16 protein-coding genes and 1 other annotated feature are annotated in these 19,485 nt (G+C 32.3%); all 16 genes read left to right on the top strand.

All coding sequences use genetic code 11. The annotated features are described in order from the left end of the window. The first annotated feature begins 83 nt into the window (after positions 1-83). Positions 84-1,304 carry an aspartate kinase gene (dapG, locus tag EV214_RS00590; protein WP_132241633.1) on the top strand — a complete coding sequence of 407 codons (1,221 nt, stop codon included), beginning with the start codon at positions 84-86 and terminating at the stop codon, positions 1,302-1,304. Positions 1,305-1,459: 155 nt separating this feature from the next. Continuing rightward, a complete protein-coding gene (locus EV214_RS00585; protein WP_132241631.1) occupies positions 1,460-2,239 on the top strand; it encodes a ClpP family protease in 780 nt (259 codons plus the stop codon). 162 nt (positions 2,240-2,401) lie between these two features. After that, a complete protein-coding gene (locus EV214_RS00580; protein ID WP_132241629.1) occupies positions 2,402-4,693 on the top strand; it encodes an FtsK/SpoIIIE family DNA translocase in 2,292 nt (763 codons plus the stop codon). Positions 4,694-4,707: 14 nt separating this feature from the next. Beyond that, on the top strand, positions 4,708-5,775 hold the full coding sequence (gene mnmH, locus EV214_RS00575; RefSeq protein WP_132241627.1) for a tRNA 2-selenouridine(34) synthase MnmH: 1,068 nt from the start codon (positions 4,708-4,710) through the stop codon (positions 5,773-5,775). A 3-nt stretch (positions 5,776-5,778) separates the two neighbouring features. Next, entirely contained in the window at positions 5,779-7,119 is a 1,341-nt protein-coding gene (gene rimO, locus EV214_RS00570) for a 30S ribosomal protein S12 methylthiotransferase RimO (protein WP_132241625.1), read from the top strand. After that, positions 7,103-7,639, top strand: a complete 537-nt coding sequence (gene pgsA / locus EV214_RS00565; protein ID WP_132241623.1) for a CDP-diacylglycerol--glycerol-3-phosphate 3-phosphatidyltransferase — start codon at positions 7,103-7,105, stop codon at positions 7,637-7,639. Before rimO ends, pgsA begins: the two co-directional genes overlap by 17 nt. A gap of 176 nt (positions 7,640-7,815) precedes the next feature. Continuing rightward, complete coding sequence (locus EV214_RS00560; RefSeq protein WP_132241621.1) at positions 7,816-9,045, top strand: competence/damage-inducible protein A; 1,230 nt, start codon at positions 7,816-7,818, stop codon at positions 9,043-9,045. A gap of 109 nt (positions 9,046-9,154) precedes the next feature. After that, complete coding sequence (recA, locus tag EV214_RS00555) at positions 9,155-10,195, top strand: recombinase RecA (protein ID WP_132242025.1); 1,041 nt, start codon at positions 9,155-9,157, stop codon at positions 10,193-10,195. 270 nt (positions 10,196-10,465) lie between these two features. Beyond that, positions 10,466-11,995, top strand: a complete 1,530-nt coding sequence (rny, locus tag EV214_RS00550) for a ribonuclease Y (protein WP_132242023.1) — start codon at positions 10,466-10,468, stop codon at positions 11,993-11,995. Positions 11,996-12,154: 159 nt separating this feature from the next. Further along, the gene (locus EV214_RS00545; RefSeq protein ID WP_132241619.1) at positions 12,155-12,415 is read left to right on the top strand and encodes a stage V sporulation protein S; all 261 of its coding nucleotides are present in this window, start codon (positions 12,155-12,157) and stop codon (positions 12,413-12,415) included. 181 nt (positions 12,416-12,596) lie between these two features. Continuing rightward, entirely contained in the window at positions 12,597-13,412 is an 816-nt protein-coding gene (locus EV214_RS00540; protein WP_132241617.1) for a PHP domain-containing protein, read from the top strand. Positions 13,413-13,480: 68 nt separating this feature from the next. Beyond that, on the top strand, positions 13,481-14,911 hold the full coding sequence (gene purB, locus EV214_RS00535; protein ID WP_132241615.1) for an adenylosuccinate lyase: 1,431 nt from the start codon (positions 13,481-13,483) through the stop codon (positions 14,909-14,911). Between the two features lie 58 nt (positions 14,912-14,969). Next, positions 14,970-15,172, top strand: a binding site (T-box leader). 60 nt (positions 15,173-15,232) lie between these two features. Next, positions 15,233-16,471 (top strand): glutamate-5-semialdehyde dehydrogenase, encoded by a 1,239-nt coding sequence (locus tag EV214_RS00530; protein WP_132241613.1) that lies wholly within the window; start codon positions 15,233-15,235, stop codon positions 16,469-16,471. Positions 16,472-16,480: 9 nt separating this feature from the next. Beyond that, the gene (gene proB / locus EV214_RS00525; protein ID WP_132241611.1) at positions 16,481-17,272 is read left to right on the top strand and encodes a glutamate 5-kinase; all 792 of its coding nucleotides are present in this window, start codon (positions 16,481-16,483) and stop codon (positions 17,270-17,272) included. A gap of 183 nt (positions 17,273-17,455) precedes the next feature. Next, entirely contained in the window at positions 17,456-18,604 is a 1,149-nt protein-coding gene (gene steA / locus EV214_RS00520; protein WP_132241609.1) for a putative cytokinetic ring protein SteA, read from the top strand. After that, positions 18,598-19,485, top strand: coding sequence for a copper transporter (locus tag EV214_RS00515; protein ID WP_165916151.1), 888 nt, complete (start codon positions 18,598-18,600; stop codon positions 19,483-19,485). Before steA ends, EV214_RS00515 begins: the two co-directional genes overlap by 7 nt.

The following is a 19,485-nucleotide window of genomic DNA, read 5'->3' as shown; positions in this document are numbered from 1 at the left end:
ATAGAAACAATTGGTTGAAATTTGTAGCATTTGTTATTAATTTATGCTAATATATAGGTGAATATGTGGTTAGGGGGAGAAATATGGAGATCATTGTTCAAAAATTTGGAGGCACTTCAGTAGCGACAAAAGCGCTTAGAGAAAAAGTAGCACAAAAGGCGATTGATATGAAGAAAGAAGGAAAATACCCTGTTGTGGTTGTATCTGCAATTGGAAGAAGCGGCGATCCTTATGCAACAGATACACTCATCAAATTTTCTAATGCTGTGTATGAAGAATATGCTAGTAGAGAGTTAGATATGATTATGGCTTGCGGAGAAATTATATCTTCTGTTATTTTAGCAAATAGTATTAAATCCATGGGATATAAAGGTGTTGCATTAACAGGCTATCAGGCAGGGATTATTACAGATGATAACTATGGTGATGCTGAAGTAATAAGAGTTGATAAAACAAATATTCTTAACCTTCTAAATAAAGATTGTATTCCTGTAGTCACAGGATTTCAAGGAGCAACAGAAAGCGGAGATACCACTACATTAGGACGAGGAGGCAGTGATACGACAGCAGCGATCCTTGGAGAAGCCTTAAATGCAAGTTTTATAGAAATATATACAGATGTGGATGGGGTCATGACAGCAGATCCAAGACTCGTGAGAGAAGCAAGAGTGATAGATTGTATGGGTTATGATGAAGTATATCAAATGGCTGAAGATGGTGCAAAAGTAGTTCATCCTAAAGCAGTAGCTGTTGCCAAAAGAAGTAATATTCCATTAAAGGTAAAAAACACATTATCTGATGCATCAGGAACTATTATTCATAATAAACAATCTTATACCAATCCCTATAGTAAAAATATAAGAAATGAAGATGTATTAACGGCAATTGCACATAAAAATAACATTGCTCAGGTAAATGTATATTTTGAAGACTCAATTGAAGCAAATGAATTACTGATGAATGCATTAACAAACAACCAAATTAGTATTGATTTGATTAATTTTTTTGTTGATAAAAAAGTATTTACAGTTGATGCAAAAAATGTTGAAAAGATTGACAAAATACTAGAAAAAAATAAATTTAAATACAGTATTATTAAAAATTGCAGTAAAATAACGACTATAGGTCATAAAATGAGAGGCATTCCAGGGATTATGGCAAAAATTGTTAAAGCCTTATCTTATGAGCACATCAAAATACTACAAACATCAGATTCTCATAATACAATCGCTTGTTTAGTAAAAGATAGTGATACACAAAGGGCTGTTAATGCCATTCATAGAGAATTTCATCTTTCAGAATGAAAATTTTATTACTTCAGAAATAATTTAGGTATATAAGGGAAACAATAAAAAACTACTATACGAAAAACTTACAGTATAGTAGTTTCTTTATTGGAAAAAATAAGTTGAGAAACTTACTGATGAGTTTTTCATAAAAAATATAGGAGTGTGAAACAATGGATAATAAATATAGTAAAACAATGGGATCAATCCCTCAGACAGAGCCACAATTTAGTCCGCCTAACATAGAAAAAAGTTTTGAACAAGAAATAAAATTAGATAATATTAAAGAGATAGGAACTCAAAATGTACCAGATGTACCTAGTAATATACACTATGTAACCATTATTGGGCATATTGAAGGGCATGCTGTAGCACCACCGCAAAGCAAGTCTACAAAATATGAACATATTATCCCACAATTAATTGCAGTAGAAGAAAACCCTAAAATAGGTGGCATGATCACGATTTTAAATACAATTGGAGGGGATGTAGAAGCAGGGTTAGCCATTGCAGAGCTGATTTCAAGTATGTCAAAACCTACTGTGTCTCTTGTACTAGGAGGTGGACATAGTATTGGCGTGCCATTGGCTACAGCGAGTAACTATTCATTTATTGCACCAACGGCAACCATGACCATCCATCCAATAAGAATGAATGGATTAGTAATAGGCGTTCCACAAACCTTTAAGTATTTTGAAAAAATGCAAGAAAGAATTCTACAATTTATTACAAGAACATCTAAAGTATCAAGAGATGTTATTGTAAATTTAATGACAGAAACAGACGAAATAGCCAACGATGTAGGCACAATCCTAATAGGCAAGGAAGCTGTCGATGTGGGTTTGATTGATCAAGTTGGTGGGTTAAATGATGCGCTGACTAAATTAAAAGAACTGATTCAATTGCAAGAAGATCATAGAAATGAAATCGTGACACAAAAGAATTTACAATAGAATAATTCAGAAGCTTATGTTATAATAACAATGTTAAAGTGTTAATCGTTAGCATTGACACTTTATTTTTTGCGAGAGAAGTAAATTTTTTCAAACATTTATAAAAGCTTATGGCACAGTTAATCTGTGCTTTTTCTAATAAAATGAAGGGGGCATGAAACCATGACAAGTAGGAAGACTAGAAAGAGAAAGAAAGCGAATGATCAATCTACTTTGAAAAATGAAATCATTTCTTTATTTATCATAGCTATGGGTATACTAATTATGATCAGTTTACAAACAAAATCTACAGGACAACTTGGAAAATATATAAAATCAATGCTAATGGGATTATTATCTATACCTGCATATGTGTTACCCTATTTCATCATACTCTTAGGGATTTTTTTAATGGTTGGGAAGGTAAGCTTTTTTGATAAAAAATTCAAAATTTCAATAACCTTCTTGTACATAGGATATGTTATGTTGTATGGTATTTATTCATTAGAAAATATACCATCTGAATTAAGTTTTCAAAATATAGAGCTAATATACTATCAAGGAACAGAAGGGATCGGGGGAGGATTAATTGGTAGTATATTTGCATTACTTAGTATAAGATTTCTAGGAATCAATGGAAGTTATGTTGTGATTATTACAATGATGATGATTGCTTTTCTTGTTATTACTAGAATTTCTTTGGTTAATATGCTAAAAAGATGCAGAGAAATCATCGTAAAGTTTTGCACTTTACTATGGGATTGTGTGTTAGAATTTGTACAAATACCGAAGACGAAAGAGAAAAAAAATAAAAAGGAAAAAAATATAAGCATCGAAGAATGTGTAGAACCTATTCTTCAAAATAAACAATTAGATGAAAAAATTAAAATATTAGATTTTACCCGTGAAGTAGAGGGGGATATAGTTGTAGATGAAACCAGCCAACTGCTGAAAAATAATGATTTAAGACAAGTGGCTATGGCAGCGGAAGAAGAAAATGATGTAGAAGATATAAGTTATCATATTAAGAAAACGACGAAATGTGAAGTAGCTTATAGATTTCCATCGTTGAATTTATTACAAGATAATCCAATTGCAAACACAAAAAATGACAAAAAAGAAATTCTGCATAAGGCAAAAATATTAGAGCAAACATTGGGAAATTTTGGTGTTGATGCAAAAGTGATACAAGTAAGTAAAGGACCTACGATAACACGATATGAAATTCAACCTAGCCCAGGGGTAAAGGTAAGTAAAATCGTAAATCTGTCCGATGATATTGCGCTCAACTTAGCAGCTTGTAATATAAGAATTGAAGCACCTATTCCAGGTAAAGCTGCTGTAGGGATAGAAATTCCTAATGATAATGTTTCTATGGTTACAATAAAAGAAGTTTTAGAAAGTGAAAAATTTATAAATAGTGATTCGAAATTAACTTTTGTTCTTGGAAAAGATATTGCAGGCAATCCCATGACAGCAGATCTTGCTAAGATGCCACATATGCTTATAGCAGGAGCTACAGGGTCTGGAAAAAGTGTGTGCATTAATACATTCATTACAAGTATTCTTTATAAGGCAACACCTGAAGAAGTGAAATTACTATTGGTAGATCCAAAAGTAGTAGAATTAAATAATTACAATGGGATTCCACATCTTTTAATTCCTGTTGTGACGGACCCGAAAAAGGCTTCTAGTGCACTAAATTGGGCTGTAACAGAAATGACCAATCGCTATAAATATTTTGCGCAAAACAGTGTCAGAGATATTAATGGATATAATGAAAAAATGAAAAATAATGGGGAGGAAACTTTGCCTAAGATTGTTATTATTATTGATGAACTTGCTGATTTAATGATGGTATCTCCAGGGCAAGTAGAAGATAGTATCTGCAGGCTAGCACAGATGGCTCGAGCAGCAGGAATACATCTTATTGTTGCTACACAAAGACCTTCTGTAGATGTAATCACGGGGGTTATTAAAGCAAATATCCCATCACGTATTGCTTTTGCGGTTTCTTCCCAAATGGACTCTAGAACGATATTAGATATGGGAGGGGCAGAAAAGCTATTAGGAAAAGGAGATATGTTATTTTATCCTGTAGGAGCATCAAAACCTATACGTGTACAAGGGGCATTCATTACAGATGGAGAAGTAGAAAAAATCGTGAATTTTGTAAAAGAGCAAGATATAGCGCATAAATATGAGGAAGATATAATAGAAAAAGTAGAAAGCAATCTATCAAAAGAAGAAGAATCGCTAGATGAACTATTAAAGGATGCGATAGAGCTAGTTATTGAGGTGCAACAAGCTTCTATTTCTATGTTGCAAAGACGATTTAGAATAGGATATAACCGAGCAGCAAGATTGATTGATGCGATGGAAGAAAGAAATATTGTTGGGCAGCATATAGGAAGTAAGCCGAGAGAAGTATTAATATCTAAAGAAGATTTTGAAGAAATGAAAAGTGAATCATAAAGAGAAATTGAGGGATGAATGTGTTAAAAGTAATAGACATAGAAAAAGCATTGACAATAAAAAATACACTTTTTATTGATGTGAGAGCCCCAGCAGAATTTGCTGATGGAACCATTTTGGGGGCCGTGAATTTTCCTATATTAGACGATGAAGAAAGAGCTATTGTGGGTACAATTTATAGAAAAGAAAACAGTGATCAAGCTACATTAACTGGATTAAATTTAGTATCAAGTAAGCTACCTAATTTGTATGCGACTATAAAACAATATAGTAAGGAATATGAATATATAATTATATTCTGCTGGCGAGGTGGCATGAGAAGTAAATCCACATGTTCTTTTCTTAGCATGTTAAATATTCCAAATGTCTATCAGCTAGCAAATGGATACAAAAGCTATCGAAAATATGTGATTGATTTTCTTGATAATAAAATAGAAAAGTATAAATTTATTATGTTACATGGATTAACAGGCGTAGGGAAAACCCATATACTAAAAAAACTAGAGAAAGCTGGAAAATACACATTGGATTTAGAGGAACTTGCTAAAAATAAAGGTTCTGTTTTTGGAACGATTGGATTTTCAGAAGGTTCTCCATCACAAAAAAAATTTGAATCATTGATATTTCATGTTTTATATAGGGCAGATGAAAAGTATATTTTTGTAGAAAGTGAAAGTAAACGAATCGGTAGTGTAAATGTGCCAGATCGTGTATATGATCAGATGGTAAATGGTTACCACATATTTGTAAAAACAAAGATAGAGAATAGAGTCGAAATTATTTTGAAAGACTATGTAAAATATTTAGAAGCGAATGATAAAAGTATTGGAAAAGCGCTGGATCATTTAAGAAAAAGATTAGGGAATGAAGCCGTTGATACTTTGATAAAGAAAATTGAAAAAAAAGATTATACTTTTGTGATAAAATATTTAATGAAATACTATTATGATCCACTATATGAATATTCAATCAAAAAATATGAAAATTATCATTTGACTGTTGAATATGAAGATATGAATGAAGTGATACCCATTTTGATGGATTTTATAGAAAATATTGTTTCAAAAAAGAAAGGAGTTTGATTCATGAATTTAAAAGTATCTATCGAGTCATTAGGTTGTGCAAAAAATTTAGTTGATTCAGAAGTTATGATGGGATTGTTATCTCAATATAAGTATCAACTTACGAATGATAAATATGAAGCAGACATTATCATTATAAATACTTGTGGGTTCATAGAAGCAGCAAAACAAGAATCCATTAATACAATTATAGAATTAGGCAGTTTAAAAAAAGATGGAAATTGTAAACTGCTAGTAGTATCTGGGTGTCTCGCAGAAAGATATTCAAAAGACTTGTTAGAAGAACTACCAGAAGTGGACGCCGTCATCGGAACAGGAAATTATCCTGAAATTATTAAAGTCATTGATGATACATTAAAGGGAAAAAAAGTAGTTAAATCAGGAAATATTAATATTGAAATATCAGAAGATTTACCAAGAATTTTAAGTACACCATCTTATACTGCATATTTAAAAATTGCAGAAGGGTGCGATAATCATTGTACCTATTGTATTATTCCAAAACTTAGAGGGGTTTATCGAAGTAGAAAAATGGAATATATTATAGAAGAGGCAAAAGAACTGGCAAAAAATGGTGTTCAAGAAGTGATTTTAATTGCCCAAGATACATCTACATATGGGATTGATCTATATGGGGAAATTAAACTTCCAGCGTTATTAAAAAAGCTTGCTAAAATTGAAGGATTGAAATGGATTCGAATTTTATATTGTTATCCGGATCAAGTCTCAGATGAATTAATAGCGGTGATGGCAGAAGAAAGTAAGATCTGCAAATATTTAGATTTACCGATTCAACACTGCAATAATAATGTTTTAAAAAGAATGAATAGACAAACAACAAAAGAACATATCCTAAGAGTGATCAACAAACTTCGTGAAAGCATAAAGGATATGCATTTGCGTACTTCATTGATTGTTGGATTTCCAGGAGAAACAGAGGAAGATTTTAATGAACTTAAAGAATTTGTAAAAGAGGTAAAATTTGATAGACTAGGCGTATTTACCTATTCCCAAGAGGAAGATACACCAGCTGCAAAGTTTTCTGATCAAATTCCTGAAGAAATAAAGGAAGAAAGACGAAATGAAATTATGCATATACAAAAAGAAATTTCTTTTCAAAAAAATAGAGAGAAAATAGAAAACATTTATGATATACTGATAGAAGAACAGGTTGAAGAGTATGTTTATATAGGTAGAACTGCATATGATTCCCCAGAAGTAGATGGGGTTGTTTATTTTAATGCAACAAATACATTAAACTTAGGAGAATTGGTAAAGGTTAGAATAACAGATACTTTAGAATATGATTTATTGGGAGAGATTGTGGATGAACCTTGCGAATAAGTTGACCCTTGCTAGAATTATTTTAGTTCCCATTTTTATGATCGTCTTACTGAATAAGATTCCGTATGGTATGTACATAGCAGCGATAATTTTTACAATTGCTGCTATAACAGATACTTTAGATGGATATGTTGCTAGAAGCAGGAATCAAATAACGAAATTTGGAAAATTTATGGATCCTTTAGCAGATAAGCTATTGGTTACAGCGGCGTTAGTTTGCCTTGTAGAAATGGGTAAATTACCTGCGTGGATTGTGGTTGTGATTATTTCAAGGGAATATACCATAAGTATCTTAAGAGCAATTGCAGCATCTGAGGGAATTGTCATTGCAGCAAGTGGGTGGGGAAAATTAAAAACCATTACACAAATTATTGCTATTATTTCAATACTACTTAATAATTACCCTTTTTCTTTAATAAATTTTCCGTTTAGTACAATTATGTTATGGGTTGCAGTAATTCTTACAATTGTATCTGGTGTAGATTATTTATATTTAAATAGAAAAGTATTAAAACGGTAAAAGCAGCATAGCTGCTTTTTACTATTTCTATTATATTTACAAAGTGAGTAATTTTGTATTTTATAAGCGTTTGATTTTTATATAAAATACAAAAATTTATGCATAAGCTTACGAATTAAGCGACGAGCACAAAATTGAGGATTTTGACGATCTACTTATAGAAAGGGGTTTTGGTGATGAATTGTTCAATTATAAGTGTGGGTACAGAAATTTTATTTGGACAAATTGTAAATACGAATACAGTCTATTTATCAAAAGAATTAAATGGGTTAGGCATTAACGTATATCACCACTTTACTGTGGGAGATAATACAAAAAGATTAGAAGAAACATTGCTTTATGCGATGTCTAAATCGGATTTAATTATTACTACAGGAGGACTAGGACCTACGCAGGATGATCTTACAAAAGAAACAATTGCACAAGTACTAGGGAAAAAATTAGAAATACATAAGCCATCTCAATCAAGATTGTATAATTTTTTTGAATGTTGCAATAAAACAATGCATGAAAATAACTTAAAACAGGTATACTTACCAAAGGATAGTATAGTTCTTACAAATGATTGTGGGACTGCACCAGGTTTTATTCTTGATGTAGATGGAAAAATATTTATTAGTATGCCAGGACCTCCAAATGAGATGAAATGTATGTTTAATGGATATGTGAAGGATTTTTTAAAAGGAAAATCACAACATATCATCCATTCAAAGGTGCTAAGGTTTTTTGGTATTGGAGAATCAGCGCTTGAAACAGCATTGATTGATTTAATAGACAACCAAACAAATCCTACCATTGCAACTTACGCGAAGATTGGAGAAGTGAGTGTTCGGATTACTGCAAAAGCAGAAAATATAGAAAAAGCAGAGAAAATGACAAACGATGTTATCGCGGAAATTAAAAATAGATTGGGTCAATATATCTATAACTATGCTGACGAGGAGTTAGTAGAAGTAGTTTCGAAAAAATTATTAGAAAAAGAAGTCAGTATTTCATTTGCAGAGTCGTGTACAGCAGGATTGATTGCTTCTAAATTAGCAGCTACTCCAGGTATATCAAAATGTTTAGATAGAAGTATTATTACTTATAGCAATGATGCAAAGATAGAGGAACTTGGTGTGAAAGAAGCTACTTTGCAAAAATATGGTGCTGTTAGCGAAGAAACAGCTAGAGAAATGGTATTAGGGCTTAGAAATAAAACGAAAAGTGATTTATGCTTATCCGTAACAGGTATAGCAGGTCCGGGAGGTGGAAGTAAAGAAAAACCAGTAGGATTGGTATATATTGGGATGGTTTATGATAAAAAGGTTATATGTAATAAATATAATGTTTTTGGAGATAGAAGCAGAGTAAGAAATTATACAAGTATGCTTGCGCTTAACATGATAAGAAAGGTGTTAGAATAAAAAATATTATGATTGACCTTGCAAAGGGAATCATATATAATGGAATCAGAACGTTTGTTCGACAATGAAGGAAGGTAGGTGGAAACCAGACCTAAAAATCTGGGTGAATATGGATGCGAAAAAAAAAGCGTTAGAAATTGCAATGGGACAAATAGAAAAACAATTTGGTAAAGGTTCAATTATGAAGCTTGGAGAGGATACATCAAGAATGAATATTGAATGTATTGCTACTGGGTCTTTGGATTTAGACATTGCTATCGGAATAGGTGGCATACCTAGAGGTAGAATTATAGAAATATATGGCCCTGAGTCTTCTGGTAAGACGACAGTTGCACTACACATTATTGCTGAGGCACAAAGAGAAGGTGGCGTTGCAGCTTTTATAGACGCAGAGCATGCACTAGATCCCGTTTATGCAAAAAACTTAGGAGTAGATATAGATGAGTTGATTGTATCGCAGCCTGATACAGGAGAACAAGCACTAGAAATATGTGAAGCATTAGTTAGAAGTGGTGCCATTGATGTAATCGTAATAGACTCTGTTGCAGCATTGGTTCCTAAAGCTGAAATTCAAGGCGAAATGGGTGATAGCCATGTCGGGCTTCAAGCAAGACTTATGTCTCAAGCTCTAAGAAAGCTTGCTGGTGTGATTAATAAATCAAAAACGTCCACAATATTCATCAATCAATTAAGAGAAAAAGTTGGGATTATGTTTGGAAATCCAGAAACAACTACTGGAGGAAGAGCACTTAAATTTTATGCTTCAGTTAGGTTAGATGTAAGAAGAATTGAGACACTTAAACAGGGAGATGTTATGATCGGAAACAGAACAAGAGTGAAAGTTGTAAAAAATAAAATAGCACCGCCTTTCAAAATAGCTGAATTTGATATTATGTATGGAAAAGGAATTTCAAGAGAAGGTTCTATTCTAGACTGTGCAGCAAAACAAGATATCGTAAAAAAATCAGGGTCCTGGTATAGTTATGAGGACAATAAGCTTGGGCAAGGTAGAGAAAATTCAAAACAATTTTTAGTTGAAAATCCTCAAATCGCTTTAGAAATAGAAAATAAAATAAGAACGTTTCATAATCTGCCATTAATGGCTGAACATGAGCAGAAAAAATCTGCATTAGCAGTAGATAGTGAATAATGAAAAACCCATAATAGGGTTTTTTTTATAGGAATATTTTAACAGGCAAATGGTTAGAATAGAACAGTGAAGTTCAGCTTGACAGTGTATAAAAAAAGATATACAATTATAACAGATATTGGTGTATCTATGCATGAATAAAGGGGCCTAACTAGTGTTTTAAATTTTACTCTATAATCACATAGTGAAAGATTTAAAAACCGAGGTTTCTCGGTTTTATTATTTGCTTAAGTTCAAGCAGGGAGGTGTTTGTGTATTAATATTAATCCTATCGATATTATAGTATCTATTGTAGCAATTGTTATAGGAAGTGGTATAGGATATATTGTTAGAAAAAATATTGCTGAGGGCAAAATGAATAATGCTGAACAAAGAGCGGAAGAAATCATAATAGAAGCTCAAAAGAAAGCAGAAACATCAAAAAAAGAAATTTTACTTGAGGCAAAAGAAGAAGTTCATAGACTAAGACATGAACTTGAAAGAGAAAATAGAGAAAGACGTAATGAAATACAGAGATTAGAAAGAAGATTATTGCAAAAAGAAGAGGCGTTAGATAGAAAGTCTGATAATCTAGAGAAAAAAGATGAAAAATTGAATAAAAAAATAAAAGAAGTAACAGAAAGAAAAGATCAGATTGATGGACTCTATGAAAAGCAAATGGAAGAGTTAGAAAGAATATCAGGGCTTACATCTGAACAAGCGAGAGAATTGCTTTTAAACGATACAAAAAAAGAAGTGAAACATGAAGCAGCTATGATGATTAAAGAAATTGAACAAAAAGCGAAAGAAGATGGAGAAAAGAAAGCTAAAGAAATTATATCTTATGCGATACAAAAATGTGCAGCAGACCATGTTGCTGAAACGACAGTATCTGTAGTAAATCTTCCAAATGATGAAATGAAAGGTAGAATCATTGGTAGAGAAGGAAGAAATATAAGAGCATTAGAAACATTAACTGGAATAGATTTGATCATTGATGATACACCAGAAGCAGTAATTCTTTCGGGTTTTGACCCTATAAGAAGAGAAGTAGCAAGAATTGCACTAGAGAAGCTTATTGTAGATGGTAGAATCCATCCAGCAAGAATTGAAGAAATGGTAGAAAAAGCGAAGAAGGAAGTAAATAATATTATGAAAGAAGAAGGTGAACAAGCTACGTTTGACACGGGTGTTCACAGTCTTCACCCAGAGTTAGTGAAATTACTTGGAAGACTTAAATATAGAACCAGTTATGGTCAAAACGTTTTGAAGCATTCTATAGAAGTTTCCCATTTAGCAGGTTTGATGGCTGTTGAATTAGGCGTTGATGTGAAACTTGCAAAAAGAGCAGGACTACTTCATGATATTGGAAAAGCAGTTGATCATGAAATTGAAGGCACACATGTAGATATAGGAATGGATTTATTGAAAAAATATAAGGAATCTAGTGAAGTGATCCATGCCATGTCTGCGCATCATGGAGATTATGAACCTGAAACCATTGAAGCAGTACTTGTAACAGCAGCAGATGCGGTATCAGCTGCTAGACCAGGTGCAAGAAGAGAAACACTTGAGACTTATATTAAGCGATTACAAACACTTGAAGAAATTGCAAATTCAAGTGAAGGGGTTGAAAAATCATTTGCTATTCAAGCAGGTAGAGAGATTCGGATTATGGTAAAACCAGAAGAAATGACAGATGAAGATATTATTTATCTTGCGCGTGAAATAACAAAGAAAGTTGAAAATGAATTAGAGTATCCTGGACAAATTAAAGTGAATGTTATAAGGGAAACAAGAGCGATTGAATATGCAAAATAAAAGAAGCTTAAGCTTCTTTTATTTTTTAAAATAATTTTTTTAAATTTTCAATTTTTTCGGTTTATAAAAAAGGTTTTTCAATAATAGGTGTAGAATTAATATATAAACAAATTTGTTAAATAAAACCAAATTTCATTTAAATTTAAGGGGGCTATAATCATGGAAGTATTAAAAGTATCAGCAAAATCAAGTCCAAATTCTGTTGCAGGAGCATTAGCAGGCGTTTTAAGAGAACGCGGGGGTGCTGAAATCCAAGCGATTGGTGCAGGTGCTCTAAATCAAGCAGTAAAAGCAGTAGCCATTGCTAGAGGATTTGTTGCTCCTAGTGGTGTTGACCTAGTTTGTATCCCTGCTTTTACAGATGTGTTAATAGACGGGGAAGAAAGAACTGCAATAAAATTAATTGTGCAACCAAGATAATAGTCTATACGAAAGCCTGCTTTTATAGCAGGCTTTTTGTATGATTTGATAAAAGTATGAATTTATGACTAATTTTACCTATGAAAGTTTAGAAATATACTTGTATAGGAGCGATTATAATAAGAAAAATAGACGGATAATAAAGATATAAATATTTTGAAAATCATATTGAGGTGGGACTATGGGAAATATTGATATGCATGTACATACGCGTGCATCTGATGGGATTCTTTCACCTAACGAAATAGTAGATTGGGCGAAAAAATTAGGATTGATGGGAATTGCTATTACAGACCATGATACAGTTGAAGGTATTGAAGATGCAATAGAAGCTTCGAAAGAATATAGTGATTTTTTTGTGATACCGGGCATAGAATTGAGTGCAATCTATAATGATGTTGAAATTCATGTATTAGGATACTTTATAGATTTCAAGAACAAAGAAATTATTAAAATAACAGATCAAATTAAAAATCATAGAATACAAAGAGCAAAATTGATTGTAGAAAAGTTAATAAAGATAGGTTATGAAATTACATTTACAGAAGTTTGTGATATCGCTAAAGCAGGTGCCGTTGGTAGACCGCATATAGCGAAAGTACTGCTGAGAAAAGGGTATGTATCATCCATACAAGAAGCATTCGAGAAATTACTGATAAAGGGACAAGATGCATATGTAGAGAGGTTCAAACTTACTATGGATGAAGCAATAAATGTTATAGAAAACGCAAATGGGATACCTGTTTTGGCACATCCTAGATTAATTGATAGTAAGATTTCCATAGAAGATGTCTTAAAAAAAGGGATAAAAGGAATAGAGGTCTATCACACAAGACATTCCTATTTACATAGTCAAATCTACTTGAAATTGGCTCAGAAATATAATCTATTTATTACAGGAGGATCAGACTACCATGATGAAATGATCAATGACAAACCTACTATTGGAAGTGTTTCTGTACCGTATCATACAATTATTTCGATGAAAAATAAGTAATTTAAAAGGATTTTAAATAAATTTGTAGAATATAATTAGTTTAGTAGAATTGGAAAGGGGTTAAAAAATTGACAAAATATTACGAAAATCCATTAATCACAAGATATGCAAGTAAAGAAATGGCAGAAATTTTTTCTTCAGATGAAAAATTTGAAACATGGAGAGCACTATGGATTGCGCTAGCGGAGTCTCAAAAAGAATTAGGATTAGCAATATCCCATGAGCAAATCGAAGAAATGAAAAAATTTCGCGATACAATCAATTATGATGTTGCTATAAAAAGAGAAAAGGAAACAAGACATGATGTAATGGCACATGTGTATGCTTATGGCATACAATGTCCGAAAGCAAAACCGATTATCCATCTTGGTGCAACCAGTGCTTATGTCGGAGATAATACAGATGTTATTATTATGAAAAAAGCAATGATGACGATTATAAAAAAAATGACGAATCTTATGAATAAGCTGTCTAAGTTTGCAAAAGAATATAAGGAACTACCAACCCTTGGATTTACGCATTTTCAACCTGCTCAATTAACGACTGTTGGTAAACGTGCTACCCTTTGGTTAATGGATCTTTTAATGGACTATGAGGATGCTGAGCATTTATTAGCAAGTTTCAAATTAAGAGGTGCAAAGGGTACAACAGGTACCCAAGCGAGTTTTTTAGAACTTTTTGATGGCAATCATGAAAAGGTAAAAGCATTAGATCAACTTGTAGCACAAAAATTAGGATTTGATAAAACTTTTCCTGTAACAGGACAAACCTACTCAAGAAAATTAGATTATAAAGTACTTTCTGTTTTGAGTGGTATCGCACAGAGTGCACATAAAATGACAAATGACCTTAGACTTCTTCAAAATTTAAAAGAAATAGAGGAACCTTTTGAATCTACACAAATTGGCTCTTCAGCCATGGCATATAAAAGAAATCCTATGCGAAGTGAAAGAGTAGCATCTCTTTCTAGACATGTTATCGCATCTACAATGAATACAGCTATGACAGTTTCTACACAGTGGTTTGAGAGGACGCTAGATGACTCAGCAAATAGAAGAATTTCTATACCAGAAGCTTTTTTAGCAGTAGATGCGATCCTTGAAATAGGTATAAACATCTCTTCTGGGTTAGTCGTTTATGAAAAGGTAATCACACAGCATGTTATGAATGAGCTACCATTCATGGCTACAGAGAATATCTTAATGGAAGCTGTAAAAAGAGGTGGCGACCGACAAGAGTTACATGAAAAGATTCGTGTGCATTCTATGGAAGCAGCGAAACAAGTAAAACAAGAAGGGAAAGAGAATGATTTATTATTAAGAATTGTAGAAGATGCGACATTTGGCATTTCAAAAGAAGATATTGGACATTTAATGAACCCGAAACTTTTTATAGGTAGAGCATCACAACAAGTATCTGAGTTTATCAAAGAGAATATTGATCCTATACTAGCGGCGCATAAGGATCTTTTAGGAATCGAAGTAGATTTGAAAGTGTAAAATTATTACATTGACATGCTTTGAATTTTTTGATATAATTGTTTTTAAATATAAATATTTAGATGCTTTGAAGGAGAATAGTAAAAGAGAGATGCTTCACAGAGAATAAGATATTGGTGAGAATCTTATAAACTATCTTTTTGAACCCGCTCTGGAGCATATGACAAATAAAGTCATTACGGTTGTAATCACGTTATGATTATACTAAGTGAGCAATTAGGCTAATTAGGGTGGTACCGCGGGTAAACTCTCGTCCCTTAGGGATGAGAGTTTTTTTTGCATATAAAAAAGTAGAAATAATTTATAGAAGGAGTGGTAAATATGTCGTTAATAGATATAGGCAAAAGGCTGTATGAGGCATCACAGGTTTTAGCCACTATGGATACAAAATCTAAAAATGAAGCTTTAAAGGAAGTCGCACTTAGCTTAAAGGGACACGCGGAACATATTCTTAGAGAAAACCAAAAGGATATTGAAAAAGCAATAGAAAATAATATGAAAGAAAGCTTAATTGATCGATTACGTCTAAGTGAAGAACGAATTGATGATATGATAGAAGGTATTCATAATATCATTAAGATGAAAGATCCTGTTTGGAAAAGCAGTGAAGTTTGGACTTTAGAAAATGGTTTAACAGTCAGTAAGATGACCGTACCTATTGGGGTTATTGGTATTATTTATGAATCAAGACCCAATGTAACGGTGGATGCTTTTTCACTTACATTAAAAAGTGGCAATTGTATTTTACTTCGTGGAAGTTCTTCATCTATGCATTCTAATAGAGCCTTAGTATATGCAATGAAGGAAGGCTTGAAAAAAAGCAATATTTCTGAAGAGGTCATTGGATTTGTAGATGACCCTAACCGTAGCGTTGTGAAAGAAATGTTAACACTCAATAAATATATAGATCTAATTATTCCACGAGGCGGAAATGATTTAATTCAATTTGTTGTAAACAATGCATCTGTACCAACGATTGAAACAGGCGTAGGAAATTGTCATATATTTGTAGATGCAACTGCAAATATACAAAAGGCTATAAATATTATTGAAAATGCAAAGGTGCAACGTCCTGGCGTTTGTAATGCTTGTGAAACAGTTTTGGTTCATAAAAATATTGCAGAGGTGTTTTTACCTAAACTTTATGATTATTTAAAGGATAGGGTAGAAATGAGAGGATGTGAAGAAACAAAAAAAATGATTCCTGTAAAATGTGCAACGAAAGAAGATTGGGCTGAAGAATACTTAGATTATATTTTAGCAATTAAAATTGTACAAAATTTGGAAGATACGATTTTGCATATTCGTAAATATGGAACAAAGCATTCAGAAGCAATTTTAACAGAGAATTTAAGCAATGCAAATAAATTTTTACGCCAGGTAGATGCAGCAGCTGTATATGTGAATGCTTCGACGCGATTTACAGATGGTAGCCAGTTTGGGTTTGGTGCAGAAATGGGCATTAGTACGCAAAAAATGCATGCGCGGGGTCCGATGGGCTTAAATGAATTAGTTACAATAAAATATACAATATTAGGGAATGGACAAATCAGAGAATAGAGGGATATTATGTTGACTACCATTATGAAAACAAGTAGAAAAATTGTTGTTAAGATAGGGAGTAATACATTAGCAAATGAAGATGGAACCATTAATAAAGAATTTTTGCAAAAACTTAGTGAACAAGTAAATTATTTAAAAGAGCAAGGAAAACAGATTGTGATTGTATCTTCTGGTGCAAGAATAGCAGGTGTAGCAACCATTAGTAAATGGATGAGGAAAGGAGATATTCACTATAAGCAAGCTTTATGCGCTATTGGGCAAGTAGAACTCATGGATTCATATCGAAAAGCTTTTTCTAAATATGGGATGCATATTGGGCAAATGCTATTAACAAGAGAAGATTTATTCGATGCAAATAGAACTTTAAATATTAGAAATACATTATTTACCTTAATAGATGAAGGGGTTATTCCTATTATTAATGAAAATGATACAGTATGTGTAGAAGAAATAAAAATTGGAGATAATGATACATTAGCAGCACTTACAGCAAATCTTTGGGATGCTGATTTACTGGTTATGTGTAGTGATATTGATGGTGTGTTTAGTAAAAATCCAAAAGAACATAAAGATGCGCGCCTCTTAGAAGAAGTTGATGATATTGATGCTTTATTAAAAAATATTGAAATAGGTGCAGGGAATGATTTTGGTACAGGAGGAATTGAAACAAAAATTGAAGCTGCTAGAAGAGTGAATAATTATGGAATACCTATGATTTTAGTAAATGGTAAAAAAGAAAATATGTTGTTGGCATTATTAGAGGGAACACAAAAAGCAACACTATTTATTCCAAAATAAAAGAATCATACTATCTGTAGTGGAAAACGGATCCTCCATATGCAGATAGTATTTTATTTAGTATCATAAAAAGTCACAAAATGTATATATTCTACACCCTAATTATGGTATAATATCTTTTGGTGAATGGTATTATTTATAAAAATTTAGAAATACTAATGAAAAAGCAATTGGAGGAAAAATATGTTAACCAAAGCAATTGCAAGAGTAGATAAAAGAACGAAAGAACTTGTGAATAGACTAAATTCAGGAGAAATTGCAGTGATTAATCATGAAGATTTAGATGAAGTTGCTGCTAATTCTTTAGTCATGCGCAAACCAGTGATGGTTATTAATGCGGCGCAGTCCATCAGTGGGCGGTATCCAAACCTTGGACCTGAGATTTTAGAAAAAGCAGGAATTCCTATATTGGATCATGTAGGAGAAGCTATTTTTAATAGGATTAATGAAGCGGATATCTTAGAGATTAAAGGGAACGAAATATATATTCGTGAACAAAATATTGGAGCTGGAACAATATTAACCAATGAATTAATAAAAAAGAAACTAGAAGAAACAAGTGAAAATTTTCAGTTTGAATTAGATAAATTTATTGAGAATACATTAGAGTATGCAAAAAAAGAAAAAGATATGATTCTTGGAAATTTAAAAATACCAGAAGTTGAAACAAAATTTAAGGAAAGACATACTTTAGTGGTTGTAAGAGGAAAAAATTACAAAGAAGATTTACATGCAATAAAATCCTATATTGAGGAATTTAATCCAATACTAATTGGAGTTGATGGTGGTGGAGATGCCCTTATGGAGTGTGGATATATTCCAGATATAATTGTGGGGGATATGGACAGCGTTTCTGATGAATGCTTAAAGGCTTGCAAAGAAATTGTTGTACATGCCTATACGAACGGCAAAGCACCAGGACTTGAAAGAATTGAAGAATTAGGGCTCAAAAGTGTAGTGTTTCCAGCTCCTGGAACAAGTGAAGATATTGCAATGTTACTGGCTTTTGAGAATAAAACAGAATTAATAGTAGCTGTAGGCACCCACTCAAGTATGGTTGATTTTCTTGAAAAGGGAAGAAAAGGAATGGCAAGTACTTTTCTCGTAAGATTAAAGGTCGGTGCAAAACTCATTGATGCAAAAGGTGTTAATAAATTGTATGGAGAAAGCGTAAAATTCAAACATTTCGTTGGATTGGCTGTTGGGGCGATGATCCCTATTTTTATTGTAGGGGCATTATCTCCAACGGTACAACAATTACTAAAATTATTTGTGATAAAATTAAAATTTGTTTTTCCAATGGAATTTTTAGGGAGGTATCACATTTGGTAATAAATTTAAAGTATTATTTAATAACGATTGTTGCAATATTTTTGGCAATAGGGATAGGCATATTTATTGGAATTATGTTAGATGGACAAGATTTAATTGTAGAACAGCAAAGAGAAGTTGTTTCCCAGTTAGAAAGTAAATTTGATGAATTTAAAATAAAGCAAGATACGCTACAAGAAAAAATTGATACACTGAATTTGGAAAAAGAAAAGAATGAAAAATTTGTAAATACCATGTATCCAGAATTAGTAAAAGAAAAACTAAAAGATTTAAATGTTGTCATCTTAGAAACTAGTGAACATTATGAGTATTCAGGTATAACAGATGCTTTTAAAAAAGCAGGTGTTAATAGTGTAAGTAATATTATTACAAAAGAACTATTCATATTAGATGATGAGAATGATCTTGTAACATTAGCGAGTGATTTTGGATTAACAGGAAATTCAAAAGAAGAGTTACAAACACAATTAATAAAAAAATTCACTAGTTCTTTAGTTTCTGAGAATGGCATGGAAATCATAAAAAATTTGAAGGATAAAAAAATGATTGATTATGGGGATGATTTGACTGGAGCTGCTGATTATATTATTGTTGCAGGGGGAAGTATAGACGAACAAAAAATTGTACTAAATAATGTAGAGGTGCCAATTATTAATTTTTTCAAAAACAACAATATTCCAGTGATGGCTGTTGAAAAATTAGAGGTTCCTTACTCAAATATTCTAGACTACAAAAAATTAAGAATATCAACAGTAGATAATGTGGATACGATGATTGGAAAAATATCGATGCTAATGGTAGTAAGTGGGCAAGAAGGGCATTTTGGTGAAAAAGAAACTGCAGAGAGCTTAATGCCAGAAGGATTTAAAACAGTAGACTAG

The organism is Marinisporobacter balticus (genome assembly GCF_004345705.1).
GTDB lineage: Bacteria > Bacillota > Clostridia > Peptostreptococcales > Thermotaleaceae > Marinisporobacter > Marinisporobacter balticus.
Note: the sequence above shows the minus strand (reverse complement) of the source record. Positions and strands in the feature narration are given on the sequence as shown.